This is a genomic window from Telluria sp. ZT3P25 (assembly GCF_059685895.1).
Map to the genome: position 1 here is coordinate 1,592,981 of NZ_JCASIJ010000001.1, position 26,325 is coordinate 1,619,305.

The window sequence follows — 26,325 nt, forward strand, 5'->3', positions numbered from 1 at the left end:
CCTGACGGTGCAGCGCGCAGATCAGTCGTCTTGCCGCACGCAGTCGACGAAGTAACCGCGCTTGCCATCGACTTCACGCTTGACCAGGCCGTGCACGTCGGTCTCGAAGCCCGGGAAGCGCTCGTTGAAGTCACGCGCAAAGCGCAGGTAATCGACGATCGTGCGGTTGAATCGCTCGCCCGGGATCAACAGCGGAATGCCCGGCGGGTAGGGCGTGAGCAGGATCGCCGTGATGCGGCCTTCGAGTTCGTCGATTGCCACGCGATCGATCTTGCGGTGCGCCATATGCGCGAACGCGTCCGACGGCTTCATCGCCGGGATCATGTCCGACAGGTACATCTCGGTCGTCAGGCGTGCCACATCGTGCGACTTGTAGAACGTGTGGATCTCGGTGCACAGGTCGCGCAGGCCGTGCATTTCGTAGCGCGGATTGGCCGCGGCGAACTGCGGCATGGCGCGCCACATCTGCGCGTTGCGGTCGTAGTCATCCTTGAACTGCTGCAGCGCCGTGACCAGCGTGTTCCAGCGGCCCTTGGTGATACCGATCGTAAACATGATGAAGAACGAGTACAGTCCGCACTTCTCGATGATGACGCCGTGCTCGGCCAGGTACTTGGTGACGATCGAGGCCGGAATGCCGGTCTCGCCGAACTGGCCCGACAGGTTCAGACCCGGCGTGACGATGGTCGCCTTGATCGGGTCGAGCATATTGAAGCCCGGGGCCAGGTCGCCAAAGCCGTGCCACGATTCTTCGGCGCGGATCATCCAGTCGTCCTGGGTGCCGATGCCTTCTTCCGAGAACTTGTCCGGGCCCCAGACCTGGAACCACCAGTCGTCGCCGAAGTCCGCGTCGACCTTCTTCATCGCGCGGCGGAAGTCCAGCGCTTCCAGGATCGACTCTTCGACCAGGGCGGTGCCGCCTGGCGCTTCCATCATGGCGGCAGCGACGTCGCACGAGGCGATGATCGAATACTGCGGCGAGGTCGACGTGTGCATCAGGTACGCTTCGTTGAACGCATCCTGGTCGAGCTTGACCGACTGCGATTCGCGCACCAGCACCTGCGACGCCTGCGACAGGCCGGCCAGCAGTTTGTGCGTGGATTGGGTCGAGAAGATCATCGACTCCTTCGCGCGCGGACGGTTCTGGCCGATCGCGTGCATGTTCTTGTAGAAGTCGTGGAACGTCGCATGCGGCAGCCACGCTTCGTCGAAGTGCAGCGTGTCGATTTTACCGTCGAGCATTTCGCGCAGCGTCTCGACGTTGTAGACCACACCGTCGTAGGTCGACTGGGTGATGGTCAGGATGCGCGGCTTCTTGTTGACGGCTTCGCGGGCAAACGGATTGGCTTCGATCTTGCGGGCGATCGATTCGGGCGTGAATTCGGACAGCGGAATCGGGCCGATGATGCCCAGGTTGTTCCGGGTCGGCATCAGGAACACGGGAATCGCGCCGCACATGATGATCGAGTGCAGGATCGACTTGTGGCAGTTGCGGTCGACGACGACGATGTCGCCCGGCGCGACGGTCGAGTGCCAGACCATCTTGTTCGAGGTCGACGTGCCGTTGGTCACGAAGTAGCAATGGTCGGCGCCATAGATGCGCGCGGCATTGCGCTCGGACTTGGCAATCGGACCGGTGTGGTCGAGCAGCTGGCCGAGTTCTTCGACCGCGTTGCAGACGTCGGCGCGCAGCATGTTCTCACCAAAGAACTGATGGAACATCTGTCCGATCGGCGACTTCAGGAACGCGACGCCGCCCGAGTGGCCGGGGCAGTGCCACGAGTACGAACCGTCGTACGCATAGTTGACCAGCGCGCGGAAGAATGGCGGCGCCAGGCTGTCCAGATAGGCCTTGGCTTCGCGGATGATGTGACGCGCGACGAATTCGGGCGTGTCTTCGAACATGTGGATGAAGCCGTGCAGTTCCTTGAGCACGTCGTTCGGAATGTGGCGGCTGGTGCGCGTTTCGCCATAGATATAGATCGGGATGTCCGCGTTCTTGTGGCGGATTTCCTTGACGAAGGCGCGCAGGCCGACCAGTGCCGAATCGGTGTCTTCGAGCGAGCCGCTGCCGAATTCCTCGTCATCGATCGACAGCACGAATGCCGATGCGCGCGACTGCTGCTGGGCGAACTGGGACAGGTCGCCATAGCTGGTCACGCCAACGACCTCCATGCCTTCTTGTTCCATCGCCGCCGCGAGGGCGCGAATGCCAAGGCCGGAGGTGTTCTCCGAGCGGAAGTCCTCGTCGATGATGACGATGGGGAAACGAAATTTCATGGACAGCTCCAAAGCGAAGCGCCGTGGAAGCGGCCGCACCACACCGGATCATTCCGAAGTGGCAGCGGGCCGCCGCGCACGGCACCGTAGAAAATGAGTAGCGGATTTTCGCAGAAATTGCGGGTTCCGGTGCAGGTTTTTTTGTCAACCCTTGGTCGCCACTTTACTAGCTGGCTGAGTGGCTAGATTAACCACTCGCGGCGATCGGTGTCGCACCCTAGCTGTCCAGGCGGCGCCCGGCGCGCCGGCACCCTTCGGTCAGCAGTGCAGCCGCTAGCGCCGCACCCAGCGGTACGGGCGATAACGCGGTGGTGCTGCCTTCCAGGAAGGCGAACAGCCCCAGCGTGATACCGAACGTGGCGACGGCGCCGGTAAGGGTCAAGAGCCACGTGCGGCGCGCCAGCAGCGTGATCGCAGCCAGTGAAATCGCGATCTGCTGCGCCACCGATGCTGCCGCCCACTGGCGCTGACGGTGCAGCGCTTCTTCGGAGCGCTTGTTCCAGTCGCGCGACGAGGCTTCCCAGCGCTCCGCTTCCTTGCGGATCACGTCTTTCTCGACGCGATAGCGCTCGACGTCCATCGTATAGCGGCCCGTGTCGACGCCGGGCAGGGTAGCGGCCAGTTCAGCCAGGTTCTGGCGGCTCGACTTGGCCTGGTAATGGGCCCAGGCATTGGCCGCGCTCGTCTTTTCCATCGCAGCGGTGGTCTTGAACAGGCTTGCGTCATTGTGGGACGAGGTCCCCAGGAACGCGAACAGCGTGCCCACGGTGGCCAGCACCGCGATCAGCACCGCGATGCGGCCGGCAAAACCGTCGCCGCCGCGCGAACCCGTGGGGCGATGTGTCTCGCTCATGGGGTGTCCTTGCCGGCGCGGCGTTGGTACGTGACGTAGGCGTAGTCGAACCCCGGTTCGCCGGCCTCCTGCGGCCGCCGATGCGGGTCGCGGGCAGTTTCCTGCCACTGTGCCGGGTCGATTGGCGGGAAAAAGGTGTCGCAGGTGAAGCGGTGATCGATGTGCGTGACGATCATGGCATCGGCCAGGTCCATGGCCGCATCGAAGATCTGCGCACCGCCGATGATGCTGGCCGGCGCACCGTCCAGCAGCGCGATGGCGGCTGCCAGCGATTCGGCAGGCTCGGCGCCCTCATGCGACCAGCCGGCATTGCGGGTAATGACGATATTGCGCCGGCCCGGCAGCGGACGGCCGATCGAGTCGAACGTCTTGCGGCCCATGATCACCGGTTTGCCGAGGGTGACGCGCTTGAAGTGCGCCAGATCCTGCGGCAGGTGCCACGGCATGCGATTGTCGATGCCGATGCCGTTGTCACGGTCGATGGCCACCACCAGGGTCAACTGCGCGGTCATGGCAGGCGCGACGGTCGCGGCGTTGGGAGCTGGCATCGGTAGATCCTGTGTTGGCTGGGGTATCAAGACCTTGCATGATACCAATATTTATACGGTTTATCGACGGCCCATGTGTCAAATCCTTACGTATACAGCGTACTGACAACAGGTTTGCGTGGGGTATGCAACCGCAGCACGGTCGTGCTGTTTGTGATGTGCGCCAGCCGACCGGCGTTCGCCGTATCGTTGGAAACAGTAATAAAAGGTAAGCAGTATGTACCGTCTCCATGTGGCCGGGGTAAGGTCGCAGCCAGGTTGGTCGTTGTGGGGAATGCAGCCTTACAGATGCTGTCCCATAGGTGGAACCAGCCATGCTGGCGCACATGGTATGTGTGGCAGCCGATGCCTGGCGGGTAGGGGACGAAGACGGCTTGCAACGAAGGAAATTCCGTTGCTAGTTGTAATTTATATATTTTGCTGCGTCGCGTCAAAACTAATGACTTTGAAGCTCAATTAGCATATAGTCTAGTTATGTTATTGATGTGCATCAAATGATGCAAAAATATTTTTGCCGAAATCTTTGATGTAGTCGGTTTCATTTTTTTCTTTTTGAGTGGTATGCGTTTCGCGGCGCTGCAGCAAACAATTGGATAAGGCAAGCAAATCCAGCGCCATGGCATGCATGGAAGGCGGTTTCCGGTAACGGCAGTGCTCGCTGCGTAGATGGCCAGTCGCGCCTCGATCGTACTTGCCAGCGTTCGCGATGGTGCGCCAAGACGGCGCGCCTGCCGGGAAAATATTGCGTACCTTATTCAATTCATGATGATTGGATCTGTCACGATGAATAACTTCGACCCTGCTGCCACTGTCGGCAAACACGATAAGCATCGATCGCTTGACGCTGCGGGCGACCTCGGCTCGCTCCTGAAAAAGGGCAGTGCGCAGTCGTCTGCCAGATACTGGCTGCCATTCTTCATCAATCTGCTCAAGATCTCCGACGTCGCTGTCCTGCTGCTGGCAGGTTTCGGCGGCTTTTATGTGCGCTTCGGTCTCGATGCCAAGCTGAGCACCGCCGGGCATCTCTTCATCTATCTCAGCACGCTCGTCATCATCGTGTCGCTGCACTGCGCGCAGGCGTATCGCGAGCGCGAAATCCTGTCGCTCAATGCGCTTCTGAGCAAGCTCGGTCTGGGCTTTTTCGGTGGTATTTCCCTGATCATGATCGTCGGCTACCTGTCCGGCACGTTGTCGGAGTATTCGCGCGTCTGGGTCGCCACCAGTGCCTGCGCCTGGTTTGTCCTGCTGCTGGCCAATCGCCTGATCCTCACACGGATCATCTACCGTGCGCGCATGGCGCACATGCTCGACGAGTCGATCATCATCGTCGGCGCCAACGAGCGCGCCGAACTGATCGTCAACGCGATCAAGCGCAGCGGGCATGCAAATATCCGGGTGCTGGGTGTGTTCGACGATCGCGTCGAGCGGGGCATCCCGGCGACGCTGCGCAAGCACATGCTCGGTTCAACGTGCACGATGCTCGATTACATTCGCGCCAATCCCGTTGACCGTGTCGTGGTAGCGCTACCCTGGCTGGCAACGGAACGGGTCGAAGCCTTGCTTACGAAACTGCGCACCGTGCCGGTCAGGATCGACCTGGTGCCGAACAACGTCGTCTGGCAATTCCCGTCCATTAATATGGAGCGCCTGGCAGGTGTGCCGGTCCTGACGATTGCCAACAGCCGCGTCGGCGAGCAGATGGGGCGTCTCAAGCGTGCCGAAGACCTCTTGATCTCCAGCATCCTGCTTGCCCTGGTGAGCCCGGTTCTGGCAATCATTGCGCTCGCGATCAAGTTCGATAGTCCGGGTCCGGTGATCTTCAAGCAGCGGCGCCATGGCTTTAACAATCATGAATTCGAAGTCTGGAAGTTCCGCTCGATGAAGTTCGACGATTGCGCCAGCGCCGAAGTCAAGCAGGCAACGCGCTTCGACAGCCGGGTCACGCGTGTCGGCAGCTTCCTGCGTCGCAGCAGCCTGGACGAATTGCCGCAGCTCTTTAACGTGTTGTTCGGCCATATGTCGATCGTCGGTCCGCGGCCTCACGCGATCAAGCACAACCTGGAATTCGGCGCCATCATTTCGGAATATTACGCGCGCCACAACGTCAAGCCGGGTATCACGGGCTGGGCACAGGTGAACGGGTTCCGGGGCGAGACGGATACGCTGGACAAGATGCAGCGCCGCGTCGAGCACGATCTTCACTATATCGAGCACTGGTCGCTGATGCTGGATATGAAGATTCTCGTCATGACGGCCTTCTCGGTCTGGTTCCACAAGACTGCGTACTGACACCCTGGCGGCGCACGGCTTGAACACTGCTGGAACGCTGCCAGACAAGCCATTCGAGGCGCGCGTATCGAACGCGTGTTCTTGAAGTGATGTAGTAGAATTGCAACTTATCCTGATAAAAAGACATGTTTGCCCGCTGGGTCCATGCTGTCTTTATTGCGCTGATTAAAAAGTGTACGGCGTGCATGTGTTGCAAGCGAGCGGGAAGAAGCGTGAAAACAGTTTATTTGGGATGGGATTCTTCTTGTACTTACTGCGAACCTGCGAACGTCATGTTGGCTCCAGCACTGCGCGGTCGGTCAGCCGGCTGCCAGCCAGCCGTCTTTGCCTGAAGCTGACTGCGGCAGCATGTGTGGCGCTGGCTGGTTCCCTGTCCAGCACGCCCGCACTGTCCGGTACGCTTCGGCCGTTTGTCAGTGCCGGCGTCGAACATGACGACAACCTGTTCCGCGCATCGGATGACGAGGCGACACGGTCGGCGGCGCGTGGTGACACCTACCGTAGTGCCGGTGGCGGTGTGCGCTTCGAGCGCCCCGTCAGTCGTCAGATACTCACCGCGTTTGCCGACTTCTCGTCGGTGAAGTTTGACCGTAACAGCCAGCTGGATTATCTGCGCAAGGACATCCGCGGTGACTGGAACTGGTTCGTTGCCTCGCGTTTCGACGGGCATATCGGCGGCTATTACCGGCAGGAGCTGGCGTCGTTCGCGGATTTCGACGTCGTTCAGCGCAATCTGCGGGTAAGCAAGAAGCGTTATGCAGACGGCCGCTGGCGCTTCCACCCGAGCTGGCAATTGCGTGGCGAGGTATCGAAAGAAGAGTACGCCTACGAACTGGCGTCACAGCGCGCCAGTGACCGGACCGAGGATTCGTGGGTCGCGGGCTTCGACTATCTGGCGCGCAGCGGCAGCACGGCCGGTTTTCAGCTGCGCCGGCTGGAAGGCAAGTATCCGAACTGGCTCACGGCAGGCACCACCGGCATGATGATCAACGGCTATGACCAGGACGAAGCGAAACTCAACGTCCTGTGGCTGGCCACGGGGAGCACGCAACTGCTGTTTCTTGGCGGCTGGGTGCAGCGCAAGCAAATGGGCCAGTCGACGCGCGACGACAGCGGGACCAATGCACGGCTGATCGTCAACTACACGCCGGCGGGGCGCATCAAGGTCACCGGCCAGGCATGGCGCGAATTTGCCGCCATTGACGGGGCGCTGATCGGCAGTGCATTGGCCAACGGCGCCAGTGCGCTCGTGACCTGGGAGTTCACATCGAAGATCCAGGCCGAGGTGGATGTGCGGCGCGAAGAGCGCGAGTTCAAGCCGTTCGGTGGCGCAGCCCAGCCAGTAGTCGCGGCCGATCTTGCCAGCGACAGCCGCGACACGAAGTCAGTCGCACTGGTCTACAAGCCGCTGCGCAATATCACCATCAAGGCGCGGGCCTTCCAGGAGCAGCGCTCTGGTAGCCTCGCCGCAGGAACCAATAGCTACAAAGCAAATGGCGGATCCATCAACGCCACGTTGCAATTTAACTGATGGTTGGCGAACAACTGGCGAAGAATGGGTTCCAACAACGTTCGCGCCCTCGCCAACACCAATGAACGATCTGATTTGCACTATCGACACTTTGTGAATGGAATGAACTTAACATGAAACAAATCTTGCTTGGTATCTTCGCCGTCATGCTGGCCTGGAGCATGGGAAGCGCGCACGCCGATGAGCTGGTGCTCGGCGGCGGGGACGTCGTCAAGATCTCGGTATTCGGCAATCCCGATCTGGCCGTGGAAACCCGCGTCAGCGAATCGGGGTTCATCACCATGCCGCTGGTTGGCCAGGTGGCCGTGGCCGGTCTGTCGAGCGCGGCAGCAGAGGCAAAAATTGCCGGCATGCTCGAGCGTGGCAACTTCGTGAAAAAGCCGCAGGTCAATCTGTTGATCACGGCGCTCACGAGCCAGCAGGTCTCGGTGCTGGGCCAGGTCAAAAAGGCAGGCCGCTATGCCATCGACGGGCGCCGCAGCGTGCTGGACATGCTGGCGCTGGCCGGCGGCATCGACACCAACGGTGGCGACATCGTCACCGTCGTGCGCACGCGTAACGGCAAGGTCACGAAAGACGCGCTGGATACGGCCGAAGTGATGCGCACCGCCGACATGGCGGGCAACTACGATCTGCAGGGCGGCGACGTCATCTTCGTCGAGCGCGCGCCGCGCTTCTATATCTACGGCGAAGTGCAGCGGCCGGGCATGCTGCGTCTCGAGCGCCAGATGACGGTGCTGCAGGGCCTGTCGGCCGGCGGTGGCCTGACGGCGCGCGGTACCGAGCGCGGCCTTCGCGTCAAGCGCCGTGACGCGAGCGGCAAGATGCAGATCATCAGCGTGAAGGGCGACGATCTGCTCCAGCCCGATGACGTCGTGTACGTCAAGGAAAGCCTGTTCTGACGGTGCGCCGTTGCCCTGTCCAGCGCGCGCCGCACGTGCGCGCGCCATTGCACTTTATTGAAAGCCAACCATGAACCCAAGCCTGTTGTTACTCGCCTTGCGCGCACGCTACAAGATCGTGCTGCTCGCGCTCGGCGTGACGGTGCTCGCTGCCGTCGTCTTCAGCATGATGCAGCCAAAAAAATATGCCGCCACCGTGTCGATGGTCGTCAATTACAAGGGCGTCGATCCGGTGACGGGCCTGAGCGCACCAGCCCAGCTGATGCCCGGCTATATCGCGACCCAGGTCGACATCATCAAGAGCAAGAGCGTGGCGCTGAAGGTCGTCGACGATCTGGGCCTGGCCAACGCGCCAGACGCGCAGGCGCGCTTCCAGAATGCTACCGGCGGCAATGGCGGCACGCTGCGCGAGTGGCTGGCCGATTCACTGCTCGGCAACGTGGACGTGGTGCCGGCGCGCGAGAGCAGTGTGCTGACGATTAACTTCCGTGGCACCGACCCGCAATTCGTGTCGAAGGCGGCCAATGCATTCGCCAACGCCTACCTCGACATCAGTGTCCAGCTCAAGACCGATCCGGTGCAGCGCGCCAGCAGCTACATCACGGCCCAGATCAAGACCCTGCGCAACCGTTACGAGCTGGCGCAGTCGCGCCTGTCGAAGTACCAGAAGGACAACAACATCTACAGTGCGGACAACCGTCTGGACGTCGAGACTGCGCGCCTGAACGAATTGTCGAGCCAGCTGGTGGTCGTGCAGAGCCAGAGCATGGACGCTGCCTCGCGCCGCAGCCAGGCCCAGGGCAACTCCAGCAGCTCGCCCGACGTGATGAACAATCCGGTGGTGCAGACCCTGCAGACGAGCCTGTCGCTGGCCGAAGCCAAGTTTGCCGACATCTCGCAGCGCCTGGCGTCGAACCACCCGCAGTACAAGGCAGCCGAGTCTGAAGTGGCCAAGCTGCGCTCGAACCTGGAACAGCAAAAGCGCAATTCGTCCAGCAGCGTGGTGGCCTCGGCCGATATCAGCGAGCGCCGCGAAGGCGAGCTGCGCGCAGCCCTGGCAGCGCAAAAAGACCGTGTGCAATCCCTGAACGGCGCCCGCGACGAATTCAACCTGTTGACCAACGAAGCGGAGAACGCCCGTCGCGCCTATGAATCGGCCAGCCAGCGCCTGAACACGATCAGCCTGGAAGGCGAGTCCAAGCAGGCCGATATCGCCGTGCTGAGCGCTGCCACGCCACCACTGCAGCCGGCCGGTCCGCGTGTGTCGCTCAACATCGTGCTGGCCATCATTGCCGGGACGATTCTGGGCCTGGGCGCGGTCCTGGTCCTGGAACTGCTGGATCAGCGCATCCGTTCGGCCTCGCATCTGTCCGACGCGTTCGGCCTGCCGATGCTGGGCGTGGTGCAGAAACCCCGCGTGGCATCCAGCGCGAAGAAATCCTTTCCCAAGTCGCCTGGCGCCAAGCGCACCGGCAACCTGACGCGGCCGACATAAATGGCGCATCAGCATATTGACCAGCATGGAGCGTCAACGATGAATTCCACTTCCCCGGCCGTCGCCTTGACGGACAACGCCGCCCGCACCGGGTCGGACGATTCGATCGGTGCCATCCTGATCCGCAACGGGCGCCTGTCGGTGGCCGATGCGGACAAGGTGATGCGCTTCTCGATCGAACGCAAACTGCGCTTTGGCGACGCCGCTGTCGAGATGGGCATCTTGAGCGATGCCGATATCGAGCTGGCACTGTCGCGCCAGTACGATTACCCGTACCTGCTGGCCGGCCAGAGTGCCATCAGCGACGAAGTCGTGGCTGCCTACGAACCGTTCACCACGCGCGTCGAATCGCTGCGCGCACTGCGCAACCAGCTGCTGTGGCGCTGGTTCGAAACCGGCGACGAGCGCCGCGCACTGGCCATCACCAGCGCCGAATCGGGCGACGGGCGCAGTTTCCTGGCAGCCAACCTGGCCGTCGTGTTTTCGCAGCAGCATCAGCGCACCTTGCTGATCGACGCCGACCTGCGTGCGCCGCGCCAGCACGCGCTGTTCGGCCTGGAAAACCGCGCCGGCCTGTCGGGCGTGTTGGCCGGGCGCAGCGGGCACGAGGCGATCCAGCGCGTACCGGCGCTGGTCGACCTGTCCGTACTGACTGCCGGCGCGTTACCGCCGAACCCGTCCGAACTGCTGGGCTCGCCAGCGTTCGGCAAGCTGCTGCGCGAACTGGGCAACGATTACGACGTGATCCTGATCGATACCCCGGCCGGCGCCGAGTATCCCGATGCCCAGGTGGTCGCAAGCCGCGCCGGCGCTGCCGTCATGGTGGCGCACAAGAACCATAGCCACTTCAAGAAAATGCGCGATCTGGTGGATTTGCTGACCGACGCGCGCGTGCATCTGGTGGGCACGGTACTCAACGAGTACTGATCGATGATGATGACGACAAGCCGCCTGCGCCCTCTGGCACCGCTGGTTCCCGTGTCGGCCCGCGCCTCGATCGGCATGGTGCAAGATTGAGCGTGCGTATCGCGTACCTGATCCTGGCGCACGATCAGCCGGCGCATCTGCAGCGCCTGGTCGCGCGGCTGGCGGCGCCCGGCGTGGCGTTCTTTGTCCACATCGACGCCAAAGCGGATCTGAACGCGTTTGCCGGACTGGCGCAGGCCGTCACGTTCTGCAAGCGGCGCGTGAATGGCGCCTGGGGCGATATCTCGCTGGTGAAGGCGACGCTGGAACTGATGAAGATCGCGGCGGCCGAGCCGGGGCGCTTTGACCGATACGTTTTGCTCAGCGGCGCCTGCTATCCGCTGCAGACGCCGGCGTATATCGCGGCATTTCTCGCGGACCATCGCGAGACCGAGTTCATTGAAACGTTTGCACTGCCCGATACCACGTATGGCAAGACGCTGGAGCGTATCTCCCGCGTATCGATCCGCAAGAGCAAACCCCTGGGGCGCTATCGCTGGCCGCTGCAGCATTTTCTGAACCGGGTGCTGCCGCCACGCGACTACCGCAAGGTATTGACGGGCGACCTTGTCACCGGTTCGCAGTGGTGGTGTCTGACCGACGCCGCCGTACGATATGTGCTGGACGTGACGGCGCGCGCGCCGCAGGTGTACCGGTACTGCAAGCTCGTGGATTGTCCCGATGAATTCTATTTCCAGTACATCCTGTGGAATTCGCGCTTCAGGTCAAGCATCAGCCACAGCCTGACGTTCACCCGGTGGACGCCCGGCAAGACCGGTCCCGACATGCTTGACGCCAGCTATCTGCCGCAGTTCCAGGGGCCTCGCGTGCGCGCGTCGGCGGACAAGAACAGCCCCGGCGAGCGGCGCGAAGTGCTGTTTGCGCGCAAGTTTTCCGAAGCTTCTGCGCCGCTGCTCGACACGATCGACGCCATGGCGGCGCAGCGCCAGCCGTATGCGCATGGCACAGAAGAATCAGCTCTAACTAAGGTACAGAATGGCTCGAATTGATATTTTACTGCCGGTGAAAAACGGCAAGGACTACCTGGCAGAAGCGATCGACAGCGTCATCGCGCAGACCTACACCGACTGGCGCCTGCTGGTGCTCGATCACGGCTCGACCGATGGCAGCGTGGAAATGGCGCAGGCCTACCATGCGCGCGACCCGCGCATCGAGGTGCATTCGTTCCCGCAGGCGAAAGGCCTGTCCGGCCTGTTAAATTGTGGCATCGACATCGCCGACTGCGAGTTCATCATGCGCCACGACGCCGATGATATTTGCCTGCCGGACCGCATGGCGCTGACGCTCGCCGCGTTCGAGGCGCAGCCGGAATGCATCGTCGTCAGTGGCCAGGCCGACGTCATCGACGCCGCCGGTAACAAGCTCGACGATCTGCGCCTGCCAGTGGGCACCGCCCGCATCGGCGCTGCCAGCCTGTTCCGTAATCCGGTGTCGCATCCGGCCTCGACACTGCGATTCGACCCGGTCCAGAAGATGGGTGCGCGCTACGGCATCGACATTCTGAAGATTCTGCCCGAGAACGAGCGCATCGATGTGCCGTCGCTGGCGGAAGACTATTTCCTGTTCGGCCAGCTCGCGATCCTGGGGAAGGTGACCAATCTGCCGCAGAAGCTGCTGAAGTACCGCTGGCACGGCAAAAATGTCAGCATCACCAGCTTCACCGAGCAGATGGAAGTCTCGCTGGCGATTTCGCGCTCGCTGACGCGCTCGTTCTGCACGATGCACAACCTGCCGTGGTTCGATCCGGCGCCGTTCTGCAACCACGGCGGCATCCTGATGGACGTCGGTGGCAAGCGCAACTTCGATGCCGAATTCGAAAAGATGGCACACAGCGTGCGCAAGGTGTTTGGCGCATCGCCCGAGATCGAACGCGAACTGCGCTATCGCAAGGCGATTTCGACCCGTAACTGGGCGTCGCTGCTGTGGCGCTACAACCGCTTCCGTTCGGGCGACATCACCGAAACGGGCGAGTGGCACGCAGTGCGCGGCTGGCTCGTGCGTCGGTATCCTGGCAAGCGCCGCATCCGCGTCGCGCCTGAACTGGTCTAGTGGTCGCAGGGAATGTTGAACCGATCAGAACGCATGCTTGACTGGCTGAGGCAGCCCTTTGGCGTCCCGACCTGGACCATCCTGGGCCTGGTCGTTCTCAGCCTGGCTGTGGGCGCCGTGATTCCCATGTTTGGCGACAGCATGGGCTATCAGTTCGGCCGTCTTGCGGCCTTGCCCGCCTTGCTGCTGCTCGGCGTGCTCTTGATCTACGACTATAAAAAGCTCGTGATGCTGATCCTGCTGTTCCGGTCGGTCGGTGACATGGTGCTGGAATCGACGCAGTTCGGGATCGGCAGCGTGCGCATGGGCATCGGTGGCTTGATCAACCTGTTCGTGATCATCATCGCCTGCATGATGGTGATGGAAAAGCCGCGTGAGTTTCCAGGCAAACTGGCGCGCTACTGGCTGCCGTTCCTCGTGATGATGAGCGTGGGTCTGGTGCTGTCGTATGAAAAGACGAATGCGCTCAAAATGTATCTGGGCATGCTCTCCAACTTCGCGATCTTCATCATCGCGATCTACATGGTGCGTTCGAACGACGACTTCAACAAGGCCATCCGCCTGGTGCTGTATTCGTCGCTGCTGCCGACGCTGTATGCGCTCGTCGATATCGCGCTGCACATGCGCGACGGCAGTTTCCGCCTGCAGTCGACGTTCTCCCATCCCAACGTGCTGGCGTTCTACCTGACACTGGTTCTGGTGCTGGGCCTGTACATGCTCAAGAGCCCGCTGTACAACATCACGCCGCGTGCCCGTATGGCCGTGTGCATCTATATGCCGGTGTTGATGCTCCAGCTGCTGCTGACGCAGACCCGCAGCGCCTGGCTCGCGTGTTTCCTCGTATTCGTGCTGTATGCGCTGCTGTTCAAGCGCAGCTACCTGCTGTACTTGTTTCTGTTGCCGCTGCTGCTGTTCGTGCCGGCGGTGAACGAACGCCTGATGGATCTGGGGCAGGGCAATGAAGTCATGCGCAATGCGCAGCTCAACTCGTTTGCCTGGCGCGTGCTGCTGTGGGAATCGGCGATCGGCTGGATGGAAACGTCACGCCTGCTCCTTGGCTATGGTCTCGACGGGTTCGGCTACCACGTGGCGACGTTCTTCCCGGCCGACCGCACGGTGCGGTGGGATGCGCACAACGTCTATGTGCAGTTCCTGTTCGAGATGGGCGTGGTTGGCGTGCTGTGCTACCTGTGGCTATACGCCCGCGTGCTGGGTACGCTGCGCACGCTGGCCCGTATCGATCCCGTCTCCGGGTTCCTGATGCTGGCGATCGTGATCCAGTACCTGATCGTGTCGTTCTCGGACAATATGTTCCGCTACCTGGTGTTCAACTGGTACCTGTGGTTTGCCGTCGGCGGCGCCTGTGCGCTGGTGAATCTGCACGCAGCTACCAAGGCAGCGACGACCAGAACAGGTACAGCACGTCACCGGGCGACCAGGTCGGGCCTGCCCGGCAATCATGAAGGAAAAGTATGAATATCGCGTACCTGGTGAACCAGTACCCCAAAATCAGTCACAGTTTCATCCGGCGCGAAATCCTGGCGCTCGAGCGCCAGGGCTACAAGGTGCAGCGCCTGGCCGTGCGCGGTTGGAAAGACGAACTGCGCGACGAGGACGACGTGCGTGAGCGCGCTCTGACGCGCTATGTGTTGCAGGACGGCGCGCTGGCCATGGCAATGGACGTGCTGCGCATGGCCGTCAAGCGGCCGGGCCGGTTTGCCAGGGCCTTGGCCCTGGCCTGCAAGATCGGCCTGCGCGCCGATCGCCCGTTGCCGCTGCACCTGATCTATCTGGCGGAAGCCTGCAGGATCGTGCCATGGATGGCGGCGCATCGTGCGCGCCATCTGCACGCGCACTTCGGCACCAATTCCACCGAGGTGGCAATGCTCGCGAACATGCTTGGCGGCCCTGCGTACAGCTTCACCGTGCACGGCCCGGAAGAATTCGACAAGCCTGAACTCTTGTGGCTGGGTGAAAAGATCCGCCGTTCGGCCTTCGTGGTGGCCGTCAGCTCGTTCGGCCGCAGCCAGTTGTTCCGCTGGGCCGCGTACGCGGACTGGGCCAAGGTGCAGGTGGTTCACTGCGGTATCGATCCGGGCTTCCACGCCGTACCGCCGCAGCCGAGCCCGGCCGCGCCGCGCCTGGTGTGCGTGGGCCGCCTGTGCGAACAGAAGGGCCAGATGCTGCTGGTGCGCGCGGTGCAGGCCGTGGTCGCCAAAGGGATTCCGATCCATCTGGTGCTGGCCGGTGACGGTGAAATGCGCCCCGAGCTCGAGGCGCTGATCGCCGCGAACAATCTGGGCAGTCACATCAGTATCACCGGTTGGATCAACGGCGACCAGGTGCGTGAGGAAATGCTGGCGGCGCGCGCCATGGTCTTGCCGAGCTTTGCCGAAGGCTTGCCGGTCGTGGTCATGGAAGCGATGGCACTGCGCCGTCCGGTACTGACCACCTATATCGCCGGCATTCCCGAACTGGTACGCCACGGCGAGACGGGCTGGCTGTTCCCGGCGGGCGACGTGGACGCGCTTGCTGCTGCACTGGAGGCGTGCCTGGCGGCGTCGCCAGCCGAGCTCGAGGCGATGGGGGAGGCCGGCCACGGGCGCGTGCTGGCGCGCCACGCCGTCGACACCGAAGCGGCGAAACTGGCGCAACTGATGCGTCAGTCCATAGCTTGACGCGCAAGCGCGCTGGCCTGATGGCCCGCTGGCGCAGCTCGCTCACGACCGCAATTTTTTGGCACTCCGAGAACACGATGTATGATTAGCTGGACAAGAGATATTTTCCTGAAGCTGCGCTGGCGACTGAAGATGCTGGCGCTGCACACCGAGCTCGAACTGCGCTGGCTCAGGCAAGGCCGGCGCTATGCGCGCGCGAAACGCTCCGGCAGCGGTGTCATCGTGTCGCTGACGTCGTATCCGCCACGTTTCGGCACCTTGCACCTGACACTGAAATCTTTGCTGTCGCAGTCGCATGTGGCCGATCGCATCATTCTGTGGATCGGGCGCGCCGACATGGCAGCGCTGCCGCCGGCAGTGACCGCGCTGCGCGCTGCGGGGCTGGAAATCATCCCGTGCGACGACCTGAAATCCTACAAGAAGATGATCCCGCTACTGCAGCAGGGCTGCAATGCGCCGATCGTGATTGCCGACGACGACGTGCACTACTGGCCCGACTGGCTGGAGCAACTGGTGCAGGCGCGCGATCCGGGCAAGCTCGAGGTAATCGCTCACCGCATGCATCGGGTCAAGCTCGATGCCAGCGGGCTGCCCGTGCCTTACAACGAATGGGAATTCGAGACCGCCGATCGCACATCCAGCCGGCTGAATTTCCCGACCGGCATCGGCGGCGTGCTGTATCCACCGAATGTGTTCAAGCCTGAAGTCCTGAATGTCGAGGCCTTCACGACCTATTGCCCGCGCGGTGACGATATCTGGTTCTGGTGGATGGCGCGGGCGAATGGCGCCACCTTCAAACGCGTGCCGCATCAACAAGAAATCCATTGCTGGGAAGGGACACAGGAAGTCGCACTGTGGAAAGACAACCTGGGCGCAATGATGAACGATAACCAGATCCGGGCCATGATCGGCGCCTACGGCTTTACCGCGGAAAGAACAACCACCTGATGTCTGCAATGTCCAATGCGCGATGGCTCACGCTGTCGCAGGCTTCAAGAATCATCTTGCAGCTGATTTCCCTGACCATCCTGTCCAGGCTGCTGCCGCCGTCCGAATACGGCTTGCTGGCAATGGCCACCGTCGCCACCAATTTCGCGTTCCTGCTGCGCGACATGGGCACCGGCGCCGCCGTGGTCCAGAAGGAGAACCTGACCGACCAGACCACGAGTACCGTGTTCTGGCTGAACATGGCGATGGGCTTGTTCCTGACGCTGGCGCTCGTGCTCGCGTCACCGTTTCTGGCAGCGTACTTCCGTATCGACCGGCTGGCGCCGGTGCTGTGCCTGTTGTCGATCGTGTTTCCGATCACCAGCGCGAGTGCCGTCCACCAGTCGCTGGTGGAACGCCGGTCCGGCTTCAAGACGCTGGCGCGCATCGAGATCGTGTCGTCGGTCATCGGACTGACGGTCGCGATCACGCTTGCGCTGCTTGGCTACGGCGTGTACAGCCTGGTGTGGAATTCCGTGATATCGGCGCTGTGCTCATCCACGCAACTGTGGCTGGCAAGTCCATGGCGTCCGAAGAAGGTCTGGAGCGCGTCCGAACTGCGCTCGCTGTGGGGATTCAGTGGCAATCTGACCGGATTTAACTTCATCAACTTTTTTGCGCGCAATGCCGACAGCATGGTGATCGGTCGCGTCCTGGGCTCGGTGCAGCTGGGTATCTACGGCCAGGCCTACAAGGTCATGATGTTCCCGTTGCAGAGCATGAGCTACGTCGCCGGTCGCGCACTGTTCCCGGTCATGAGCCGACAGCAGGCCGAGCGGGACAAGATGGCGCAGCTGTATTTCCGCGCGCTGGCCATGATCGCCACACTGACCGCGCCGATGATGGCGGGTCTGTGGGTGTTGCGTGAGCCGTTCGTTGCGATCGCACTGGGCAAGCAGTGGGCGCAGGTGCCCATCGTGCTGGCCTGGCTGGCACCCGTCGGCTTCCTGCAATCGCTGATTTCCACGACCGGCTCCGTGTTCATGTCGACCGGACGCACCGATCTGATGATGCGTCTGGGTTTGCTGGGCTCGGTCCTGCAGGTCGGCAGCTTCTTCATCGGTGTGAACTGGGGTATCCAGGGCGTGGCTGCCTGCTACCTGATTGCCAATATCCTCAACGGGCTGCCGCATTTCTATTACGCCACGCGAGAATTGCATACGAGCCTGGCCGCCTTGCTGCGCGTGATCTGGCAGCCCGTGATGTTCTCCGGGGTGATGGTCGCGGTCATCTATCCATTGTTCAACGTGCTGTCGAACGCCGGTTATGCGCCGCAGACGATCCTGATCACGGTCACCCTGACCGGCGCCGTGATCTACGGCGCGTTGATCATGATGTTTTCGAAAGCAGTGGTGCAGAGCTGCAAACAAATGATTGGCATGAAGACCGGGTGATCGTGCCCGGCATGCTGCCAGTCCCGCGCTGTTACACTTTATCGAGATCGACGACGTTCCTATGGAAAACCTGATTACCGTTTATATCCCCACCAAGAACCGCCTTGATCTGTTGAAGCGCGCCGTCAATTCCGTCCTGTCGCAGACGCACCGGCCCATTGAACTCATCGTTGTTTCGGACGGTTCCGATGATGGCACGTGCGACTATGTGAACGGCCTGATTGAAAACATCTCGATCACGCTGATTCACAACGACACGTCGGTCGGCGCCTGCGCGGCGCGCAATCAGGCCATTCAGGTGGCGCAGGGCCAATTCATTACTGGTCTGGACGACGACGATATTTTTCTGCCGCACCGGCTCGCCACGTTTCTGGCTGAATGGCATCGCCAGCAGGAAAAGGGCGTGCATTTCTCGTGCCTGTTCGACCGGCGCATTGTCAATGCCGGCGACAACGTCGCATTGTGGGACACACAAGCGTCGGTATCGGCCGAGCAGATCGTGCAATCGAACGCCGTCGGCAATCAGGTATTCACGACGCCGCAGCGCATGAAGGATGCGGGCGGCTTCGATCCGGCGATGCCGGCGTGGCAGGACTGGGATATGTGGGTGCGGCTGATCAAGACAGGTGGTCCGGCGTACAGCATTCAGGCGAATACCTACATCATGGATATCTCGCACGAGTTCGAGCGGATCACGAAGAAGTCGTCGGAGAAAATCATCCGCGCGGCCCACCTGTTTTATCAGAAGCATTGTCAGCGCGGCGACCTCGCCGGCATGCTGTATTCACTGGCGGGTTACGACCAGATCCGGCTGACGCTACGGGATCTGGGCGTCATGCTGCGTTCGAAGCATGCCAAATTTGCGCTGCGCAAAATCAGGGCCGGCAAATTCAGGATGTCGCTGGACAGCTCGATCCGCTAGCATCAAGCTGATGCTGCGCGCTAGGTCGGGCGGCCCAGCATCCGTTTCACCTGGCGCTTGATCAGCGCCTTCGTCTGCTGCCTGAAATGGCGCAGCTGGCCGACGACGGTCCAGAATGTGTTCAGCGTGACGATCGATTCGGTCAGCCGGTAATAATGCGACGTGAACAGCTTGGCGTGGCTGCGCTGGTTCAGGATCGAATACACGAGGCCACTGTCGCGGCTGTCGATGAGTCGGTAGGGTTGCGTCGCGGTGAGTGGATGAATCGCCAGCGTGTAGGCGACGGGTCCTGTCAGCCGGAACGTGCCATGCGCACCCGTGTCATTTTTCCATGGCAGATAGCGGTCGATATTGGCCAGCACGGACAGAATCACGGCGCGCAGGAATGGGTGGCCCGGCACGCAAATGATGTGCCATTGCTGATACTCGCCCTTGTCGACATGCGCGATTTCCCTGTGCATGCCCCAGCCAAGGCGGTCCAGATTATCCGGATCGTCCCATTGCCCCAACAAGTAACGATCCGACGGCGTGATGAAGTCGTCGAATGGACGCGTCATCGTGCTCTTGATGTCGAGATAGGCGCCGCCGACCTTATACAGCAGCAGGTAGCGGAACAGGTCGGCGCGCGCCGCGCCATAATTGGGATTGATCCGCTCGTAATACCGCAGGATCGTGGCGCCATAATTTTCCAGAATAAATTGCTTCATCATGGGTTCGTCGTACCGGGTGTGCGTCCAGCCGGGATTGAGGCCCTTGATATGGTTCACATTGTTCGCCAGCTCGTCGGTAAATGTGCGCGCACCGAAAAAGCATTGGTGGATCTGCTTCGGAATAGTGTCACCCATGGCGAAGACGGGAAGCGGGTATTTTTCACCGCGGCCCGCCGTCGCCGGTGTCGTGTTCAACAAATCTTTTGCCATGCCGGTTGTATGCCTTCCGTTGCCGTTGTCGTGTGTTTCAGTGGTGAGCCGGTAGTTCTGCATCCATCGCCTGCAATAGCGCAGCGTCGCCGTCACTGAATTTGCGCGCGAAGATCATCGGCCCGCTGCCGTAGACATCGTCGGCGCGAAATTGCGTATTGGTCCGGAAGTAGTCGATGTGGCTGGCCGACATATTGGCCGGGCTCGCCCCGCCTGCGCTCCAGTCGGTATAAGTCAGGTTGCGCCTGACGTTGGCCATGAACGGCGAGTTCCCCAGAATCGTGTGCAGGAACGTCTCGTCTGCGTATTGCGTGCCCTTGAAAAAGCGCACCAGCCCCGGGTTGCGCGCCACGTAATCTACAAGGTAGGTGCAGGCGCCGCGCGTCAGTGCCCACCAGGTGGAGCCGCCATACGGCGTCAATGCCCCCAGTGCACGTTGAAGATCGCGCTGGCGCGGGATGATCCGGGCTTTGAGCAGCACACGCAGGGTCAAGCGGTGCAGTGCAGACAACGTTGGCCGCAGCGTGTAGGAGGTCAGGCGAGCCAGTGGTTTGCCGGCAGCGGCGCAGGGCATCGCGACGAGGTTGATGTATTCGGCATCGGGCTGCGCGGCAAAAAAAGCGTTGATCGACGCTGTCGGCCACAACGGATAGTCGACGCCGCTGAGCAGCACGAAGCGGGTGAAACTGCCCGCCGCCAGCGCGGTTTTCATCAGCAGCAGGATCGCTTCCACCTGGGAGAAGTCACCCCAGTGTACGGCGACCGGTGCAGGCACCAGCGTCACATCGTCCGCACCCAGATGGGCGAAGGCGCGCCCGTCGGTTTTCGCGTCAACGTGGATGAAGAATGCCGTCCCATCCGAGCGCAGGCGTGCGATCAACCGTTGAAGATGGGCGGGGTTGCCATGTGCCAGCAGTAAATAAGCAATCAATTCGGTCTCCGGTGAAGGCGCGATGGGGTGTCAACTGCAGCAAGGGATCAATCGGGGCGTGAACGCCGATTGGCCAGCTGCGTCATCAGCTCCGTCAGGCGCGCCGCAGCCGCCGGGAAGGTGAATTTGTCGAGCGAGGCCTGGCGCGCGTTACGCGACAGGGCGGTGCGCAGTGCGGCATCTTCCCAGACGGTGCGCAGCGCGTTCACCATGGCAGCCACGTCGTTCGGCGCCACCAGGATGCCGTCGACGCCATCGACGACATAATCGCTGGTGCCGGCGCAGGCAGTGGCCACCATCGGCACGCCGCGCATCATCGATTCGATCACCGTGACCTGGCCGGACGGCGCGTTCACGTCCGCAATCGGGATCACGTTGACGCGCGAGTACAGCGCCAGCTGGTGGCACTCTGCCAGCGTCAGGTTGGAACGGAAGCTCACGCAGGGCGGTGGCTGGATGTGGGCGGTGGCGTGACTACCGGCCACGATGATGGTCTTATAGCCCAGCTGGCCGGCGGCTTCAGAGAGCAGCGCGTAATCGCGGTTGGCCGTGCCCAGGGCAACGATGTACGGGTCGTCGCCCTGGTCAGACCAGGTGTCCGTATCCCGGATTTCAGCGCTGAGGGGCACGAACACGAAGCGCTCGCGCGGCAGCTGCAGCCAGGTGCTGTAGATCTCGATCTCGGCCCGTGAATGCACGACGAACACGTCCACCGCCGGCAGGCAGAAACGCGCCAGCTTGCCCTTGATGCCGCCGTAGGGCTGGGCCAGGTTGAAGCACCAGGCGATCAGTGGCACGTTCTTGCGGCCGCTGAGCGTCTTGAACAGTGCGACGATCACCGCCAGTTGCGGGAACGCCGTGACGATGCCGGTGGGTTTCTTGGTGAACGTCTGCCTGAAACCGCGCCAGCCGTGGCGCAGGTAATCGAGCCACTGGCGTCCCGAGGACACTGCGCGCGAGCGGTCGTGATCGTAGTCGGCAGGCACCTGCCGGGTACGGTGTTTGGCCGCATCGATGAAGGGCATCAACCAGCCGGGGTAGGTGGTCTTAACGAACGGCGACAATACGAGCCAATCCATGCTGCACGATCCAATCAGTGTGAAAAACAGGGTCGCCGGCGCGGTGCGCCAGCGTACTAGCGTTGTGGTGCGAGATCGGCGGCCGTGGCCGCAGAGGCGGTCGTGCCAGGCAATCCCTGCAGCAGGAATTCGACATTCTGCAAACGCATGGTGCGGCGCAGGGAAGCACCTTGTGCGTCGATGCTCAGGGCAGCGCCCACCTTGCTCTGGTGGCCATACAGCAGCAGCAGCAGGCCGAGCGCAGCACTGTCCAGGCCGCAATCGTCCTGCAGGGCCAGATGAACCCGGCGCGGCCGGGCAGTGGCGCGCGCCAGCGCAGCCCGCAGATCGCCCAGGGCCGCATCGCGCCAGATGCCGCGCAGCATCAGCGTGTAACGCTCGCCATCGTCGCTTTCCTGCAGTACGGGCGCCCCATGTGCAGTGCGCAGGCGCCGCGCATCCAGCGCGGCAGGCAGCGCGCGCGCGGTGAGCAGGCGCACGAGCGCCACGCCGTCGTTCCAGTAGCGCCGCCACAGCGCCGGTTCTTCCTTGATGCGCCACACCCATTCCAGCCCGAGCCGGCCCACCAGACCAGGCGCTCGGCTGACCGTGCCCGCGACAAAGTTGACCACGGCGCCCAGATGGCTGACCAGCGGCGTCTCCAGCGCGTCCAGATTGTGTTCGATCCACACCTGACCGCGCTTGGCGCCGAGCGACACCACGAGCAGGTCGGCGTTGCTTGCGTTGATGCGTTCGATCATGGCTGGCGTGCTCATCTCTGCCAATGTCCCGAAGCCGGGCGAACAGGCGCCCACGCACCGCATACGGCCTTCGCCGGCATTCAGCACGTCCGCCGCCTTCTGCGCGACACCATCCGGTCCACCGAAGAAAAACACGCTGATCGGCGTCGTGCGCTGGTCGCGCAAGCGTTCGAACACGGTCGCTCCCGCAACGCGGTCGGTGAACGGCAAACCCAGCAACCTGGCCAGCCACACCACCGGCATGCCGTCGGCGAGTGACAGCGACGAGCGCAGCACCGAGTCGCGAAATGCCGGGTCCTGCTGACTGGTGATCAGGAAGTTCAGGTTGGGCGTCGAGAAAAAGCAGCGCTCGGCATTGCCAACGCGCGCCAGCAGCAAATCCACGGTCTGCTGCATGTTCAGTGCATCGAACGGCAGGCCCAGCACGCAATACACGGGGCGCGTGAAGTCGGTGACGACAGGGGCACGCACCGGCGCGGTCGGCGCAATATTATTCACTGTCACGTTTTGACCTCACCCATGAAACTTGACGACGGAACAGAAAGCGGAAATACAAGGGTATTTTCGCCAAGACGTAGACCACAGCGAGTGCCAGTTCTTTACCACTCAGCACCGCGCGGCCATAACGCCACCAGGACAGCAGAATCGCCACGCCCAGCGCCACGCCCGCCAACAGGCCCAGCAGCAACGGCGCAACCGGGCCGCCGGCCACAGCCATTATCAAGCTCAGCCCGGTCAGTGCGCATACCAGCAACACCAGCAGCGCCAGCGGCGGCACGCACAGGTCCAGGCCAAACGCGAACAGGCTGGCACTGCGGCGGCGGATGGCGCCACCTAGCGCAGCCGGAGCGGCACTGGCAATCACGCTCAGATGGCCATGCTCCCAGCGCGTACGCTGGCTTTGCACGCCTTCGGCGCTGCTTGGAAAATGGCTGTAGACCAGCGCAGACGGACAGAACATCGGCGCGCTCCCGGCCAGCGCCAGATCGAGCCCGAGCTTCATGTCTTCGACGATGTGGCCGGTTGCCAGGTGGGCAGTGCGGATCGTTTGCCAGGGGAACGCCATGCCGGTGCCCATCAACTGGCACGGCCAGCCCATCCGGAACCAGCCCAGCGGACGCACCTTGTTCTTCACGATCCAGGCAAATTCAGCGATCTTTTTCAGCGGTCCGCTACCGGCTGGCGTGTGCATCAGGTACAGCGCCTGCACCGGACGTTGATGGTGCGCCGCCAGCGTCGCCAGACGCGCGATGGCACCTTCGGCAACGATGCAGTCGGCGTCGACAATGATGACCACGTCGGGTGGCGTCTCGGCCAGCGCCTGCACGCCGAAGTCCAGCGCGAAGCCCTTGCCGCGCAGTTGCGCATGGCTGCGTTCGATCACGCTGGAACCGGCCTGGCGGGCCACGTCGGCCGTGCCATCGGAGCAATTGTCCGCAACAACCAGGATAAGGTCGCTGGCGCTGAGCTGTGGCTGCAGGCTCGACAGGGTTGCAAGCAAGCCCGCCTCTTCGTTGTGTGCAGGGATCAGCACCGCAATGCGTGGACGCGGCCCGGGCACGGATGCTGCGCTGCGCACGGGGCGCCACGCCAGCACTGCCTGGACAAACAGGACCATGACCGGCACCAGTATGATGCATAGCAGCACGAGCAGGGCGATCGAAAACGCTTGGATCAAGAGAATGGTTTCCTAAAATTGGATAGCAGGGCAGGCCGGGCTGAACACGGCGGCTGCGACGTCGAACGCCACCGGGCGGCAATACCGGCAGTCGTGAAGCTGACTGCGCTAAGCGGCGCTATGTGACGCTGTTGTGATCAATAGCAATATCATAAGCTAAATTTCAGATGCATGAATTGTAACGGGCAAAGATATCGTGCTGTCCTGGCATGAAAAAAGCCGCGCTGGGGGCGCGGCTTTCGGTTGGGACAGCAGTACGATCAGGGTGCCGGCACGAGTTCGGCGTTGACCGACGACGCGCCGCTGGTACCGCTGGACGCAATCAGGACGATCGAGGCATTTTCGGGCCACAGGATCCGCACTGTTTTTCCATCGGCCAGATCCCACGTATCGTGCGTGAATGTGTTTCCGGATTTAACTTGCAGACGCAACCGGGCGCCGCCAGTGGCACTGACTGTGAAGTTCACATACGTGCCCGCTTGCGGCCTGGCCCACTTGACCGGCGTCAAGCCCGTGTTATTGGCATTCACATAGACCGTCTTGGTCGTCGTCGCGCCGAACGAGAATTTGCGGGTCATCGCGTCATAGTCTCCCGTGCCGGTGCCGGACTGCCGGTACCAACCGCCACGCATCGACAGGATGTTGGTGTTCTGCTGCGGTACATTTCTTGCGGCAATCATGTCGCCATTGCCGTCGACCCAGGATTGTGCCGAGGTGACCTGACGCAGGCTGGCGCGGATTTTGTCGAGCTGGTCGGCAATCGTGTTGTCCCAGCCTTTTGGCATCAGGTTGAACCCGGCGTCGTTTTCGACATAGATCACGAATGGCGTACCCGTATTGCGGTCAACCACGTAGGCGCCGTACAACTTGAGCGTTTCGACGATCTTCCTCAGGTCCGGGTTGACGATCGCGCTGCTGTCAAAGTTCGGTGGCAGCATTAGCAGCGAGCCCTGCGGGATGGCGCCGGTATTGGCGGACGCCGAATTGTCCGCGGCCGTCGCAGGGAACACGTAGGCAGGGTGGCTGGTACCGTTGGCCAGACCGTTGAAGGTCAGCGACATGGCAAGCGCATGAGGATAGGCGGCAAGGCCGTCCTTGATTTCATGCTTACGGATCAGGCCGGCCGAAGCAGGAACGCCCACTGCGCGTGCGCCCTGGTAATAATGCGATGGATCGCCCCAGCCAGTTCCGCCCAGCTTGCTCCATGAGTACATCGACGCGGTCCAGCGGCCGTTCTGCTGCTTCAGCTGCCAGAAGGAGTGGACGATATTCGTAACCGGATCGACGATATCGGCATGACCGTCCGTACCGGAAGCCGGCAACACGGCCGCTGGCCAGCGAGGCAGCGTGATGACACGGTTCGTGCCACTGTCCGGGTCGGCGACGCCGACGGTGTTCGTGGCGGTCGAGCCCGGGCCGACGACGGTCATCGGCGAGTCGGACGCGGACGCCAGGAAGACCCCGGTCGAATAGGCACCCGAGGCGACGGTCGGGAAATAGCTGGACTTCGGAATCTCGAAGGTGCCGAACACCGGGTTGAGCGGACGTGAGTTCCATAGCGAGTTGGCGGCATACGGCCGCAAGTAGGTGCCGAAGACGCCATCTCCGGTGTTCGAGGGCGTGGTTTGCGACGCGGGCGGGGTCGCCGAGGGTATCTTTGATGGGGTCGCCGTTGATGGGGTTGACGATGATGGTACGGATGGGGTCACCGAGACTGGCACAGATGGGGTCACCGAGACTGGCACAGATGGGGTCACCACTGGCACCGATGGTGTCACTGACACTGGTGCCGACGGGATCGCGGGCGAGGCGGCGGGCAGGGTGGTGCCCGTCGTCGGCGCGTCTTGCGCAGGCGAGAGTTTGGAGGCGCCGCCGCTATCGGTGGTGGGCGTTGTTACAGCGGGCGTCGGCGCAACGATATTCGAAACGGTCGATGCGGCGGTCGCCGAACCGGTATCTGCGCCGCCGCCGCCACATGCGGCCAGCGACGTGCACAGTAGTGTGGAGACGACCTGCACGGTGACCGTGCGCGAAAAGAGTGTCATGTCGGTATCTTCAATAT

The 26,325-nt window shown here is 62.1% G+C and carries 22 protein-coding genes; 12 read left to right on the forward strand and 10 right to left on the reverse strand.

Annotated elements, in window-relative coordinates:
* Positions 1-21 precede the first annotated feature (21 nt).
* From AC56LY_RS07265 to AC56LY_RS07280, 4 genes are all read right to left on the reverse strand, one after another.
* Positions 22-2,280: an Orn/Lys/Arg family decarboxylase gene (locus AC56LY_RS07265; protein WP_499577902.1), complete on the reverse strand. Its 2,259-nt coding sequence runs from the start codon at positions 2,278-2,280 to the stop codon at positions 22-24.
* Positions 2,281-2,497: 217 nt separating this feature from the next.
* Positions 2,498-3,133 (reverse strand): DUF4337 domain-containing protein, encoded by a 636-nt coding sequence (locus AC56LY_RS07270; protein ID WP_499577904.1) that lies wholly within the window; start codon positions 3,131-3,133, stop codon positions 2,498-2,500.
* A complete protein-coding gene (locus AC56LY_RS07275; RefSeq protein ID WP_499577905.1) occupies positions 3,130-3,681 on the reverse strand; it encodes a dihydrofolate reductase in 552 nt (183 codons plus the stop codon). The genes AC56LY_RS07270 and AC56LY_RS07275 overlap by 4 nt, the downstream gene beginning before the upstream one ends.
* 477 nt (positions 3,682-4,158) lie before the next feature.
* Positions 4,159-4,440, reverse strand: a complete 282-nt coding sequence (locus tag AC56LY_RS07280) for a hypothetical protein (protein ID WP_499577907.1) — start codon at positions 4,438-4,440, stop codon at positions 4,159-4,161.
* A gap of 24 nt (positions 4,441-4,464) precedes the next feature.
* Here AC56LY_RS07280 and AC56LY_RS07285 point away from each other — a divergent pair, with 24 nt between their 5' ends.
* From AC56LY_RS07285 to AC56LY_RS07340, 12 genes are all read left to right on the forward strand, one after another.
* Complete coding sequence (locus AC56LY_RS07285; protein WP_499577909.1) at positions 4,465-5,970, forward strand: undecaprenyl-phosphate glucose phosphotransferase; 1,506 nt, start codon at positions 4,465-4,467, stop codon at positions 5,968-5,970.
* 181 nt (positions 5,971-6,151) lie between these two features.
* Positions 6,152-7,501 carry an XrtB/PEP-CTERM-associated polysaccharide biosynthesis outer membrane protein EpsL gene (epsL, locus tag AC56LY_RS07290; RefSeq protein WP_499577911.1) on the forward strand — a complete coding sequence of 450 codons (1,350 nt, stop codon included), beginning with the start codon at positions 6,152-6,154 and terminating at the stop codon, positions 7,499-7,501.
* A gap of 113 nt (positions 7,502-7,614) precedes the next feature.
* Positions 7,615-8,403, forward strand: coding sequence for a polysaccharide export protein EpsE (gene epsE, locus AC56LY_RS07295; RefSeq protein ID WP_482898603.1), 789 nt, complete (start codon positions 7,615-7,617; stop codon positions 8,401-8,403).
* 70 nt (positions 8,404-8,473) lie between these two features.
* Entirely contained in the window at positions 8,474-9,898 is a 1,425-nt protein-coding gene (epsF, locus tag AC56LY_RS07300; protein WP_499577914.1) for a chain length determinant protein EpsF, read from the forward strand.
* A gap of 39 nt (positions 9,899-9,937) precedes the next feature.
* Positions 9,938-10,825, forward strand: a complete 888-nt coding sequence (gene epsG, locus AC56LY_RS07305) for a chain length determinant protein tyrosine kinase EpsG (RefSeq protein WP_499577916.1) — start codon at positions 9,938-9,940, stop codon at positions 10,823-10,825.
* Positions 10,826-10,917: 92 nt separating this feature from the next.
* Complete coding sequence (locus AC56LY_RS07310) at positions 10,918-11,874, forward strand: beta-1,6-N-acetylglucosaminyltransferase (RefSeq protein WP_499581984.1); 957 nt, start codon at positions 10,918-10,920, stop codon at positions 11,872-11,874.
* Positions 11,861-12,934, forward strand: coding sequence for a glycosyltransferase family 2 protein (locus AC56LY_RS07315; protein ID WP_499577920.1), 1,074 nt, complete (start codon positions 11,861-11,863; stop codon positions 12,932-12,934). Before AC56LY_RS07310 ends, AC56LY_RS07315 begins: the two co-directional genes overlap by 14 nt.
* Before the next feature lie 33 nt (positions 12,935-12,967).
* The gene (locus AC56LY_RS07320) at positions 12,968-14,410 is read left to right on the forward strand and encodes an O-antigen ligase family protein (RefSeq protein WP_499577922.1); all 1,443 of its coding nucleotides are present in this window, start codon (positions 12,968-12,970) and stop codon (positions 14,408-14,410) included.
* On the forward strand, positions 14,407-15,612 hold the full coding sequence (locus AC56LY_RS07325; RefSeq protein WP_499577923.1) for a glycosyltransferase family 4 protein: 1,206 nt from the start codon (positions 14,407-14,409) through the stop codon (positions 15,610-15,612). Before AC56LY_RS07320 ends, AC56LY_RS07325 begins: the two co-directional genes overlap by 4 nt.
* Before the next feature lie 81 nt (positions 15,613-15,693).
* Positions 15,694-16,560 carry a hypothetical protein gene (locus AC56LY_RS07330; RefSeq protein WP_499577926.1) on the forward strand — a complete coding sequence of 289 codons (867 nt, stop codon included), beginning with the start codon at positions 15,694-15,696 and terminating at the stop codon, positions 16,558-16,560.
* Between the two features lie 8 nt (positions 16,561-16,568).
* Positions 16,569-17,993: an MOP flippase family protein gene (locus AC56LY_RS07335; RefSeq protein WP_499577929.1), complete on the forward strand. Its 1,425-nt coding sequence runs from the start codon at positions 16,569-16,571 to the stop codon at positions 17,991-17,993.
* Positions 17,994-18,054: 61 nt separating this feature from the next.
* Positions 18,055-18,915: a glycosyltransferase gene (locus AC56LY_RS07340; protein ID WP_499577931.1), complete on the forward strand. Its 861-nt coding sequence runs from the start codon at positions 18,055-18,057 to the stop codon at positions 18,913-18,915.
* Between the two features lie 20 nt (positions 18,916-18,935).
* Here the strand turns inward: AC56LY_RS07340 and AC56LY_RS07345 are convergent, their stop codons facing one another.
* The 6 genes from AC56LY_RS07345 to AC56LY_RS07370 form a co-directional block, all read right to left on the reverse strand.
* A complete protein-coding gene (locus tag AC56LY_RS07345) occupies positions 18,936-19,835 on the reverse strand; it encodes a glycosyltransferase family 32 protein (protein WP_499577934.1) in 900 nt (299 codons plus the stop codon).
* Positions 19,836-19,872: 37 nt separating this feature from the next.
* Positions 19,873-20,766, reverse strand: coding sequence for a beta-1,6-N-acetylglucosaminyltransferase (locus AC56LY_RS07350; protein ID WP_499577938.1), 894 nt, complete (start codon positions 20,764-20,766; stop codon positions 19,873-19,875).
* Between the two features lie 47 nt (positions 20,767-20,813).
* A complete protein-coding gene (locus tag AC56LY_RS07355) occupies positions 20,814-21,845 on the reverse strand; it encodes a glycosyltransferase family 4 protein (protein WP_499577941.1) in 1,032 nt (343 codons plus the stop codon).
* Positions 21,846-21,901: 56 nt separating this feature from the next.
* Complete coding sequence (locus AC56LY_RS07360) at positions 21,902-23,089, reverse strand: WecB/TagA/CpsF family glycosyltransferase (RefSeq protein ID WP_499577943.1); 1,188 nt, start codon at positions 23,087-23,089, stop codon at positions 21,902-21,904.
* Positions 23,076-24,263, reverse strand: coding sequence for a glycosyltransferase family 2 protein (locus tag AC56LY_RS07365; RefSeq protein WP_499577946.1), 1,188 nt, complete (start codon positions 24,261-24,263; stop codon positions 23,076-23,078). The genes AC56LY_RS07360 and AC56LY_RS07365 overlap by 14 nt, the downstream gene beginning before the upstream one ends.
* Before the next feature lie 260 nt (positions 24,264-24,523).
* Positions 24,524-26,308 carry an Atrophin-1 multi-domain protein gene (locus tag AC56LY_RS07370; RefSeq protein ID WP_499577948.1) on the reverse strand — a complete coding sequence of 595 codons (1,785 nt, stop codon included), beginning with the start codon at positions 26,306-26,308 and terminating at the stop codon, positions 24,524-24,526.
* Positions 26,309-26,325: the final 17 nt, after the last annotated feature.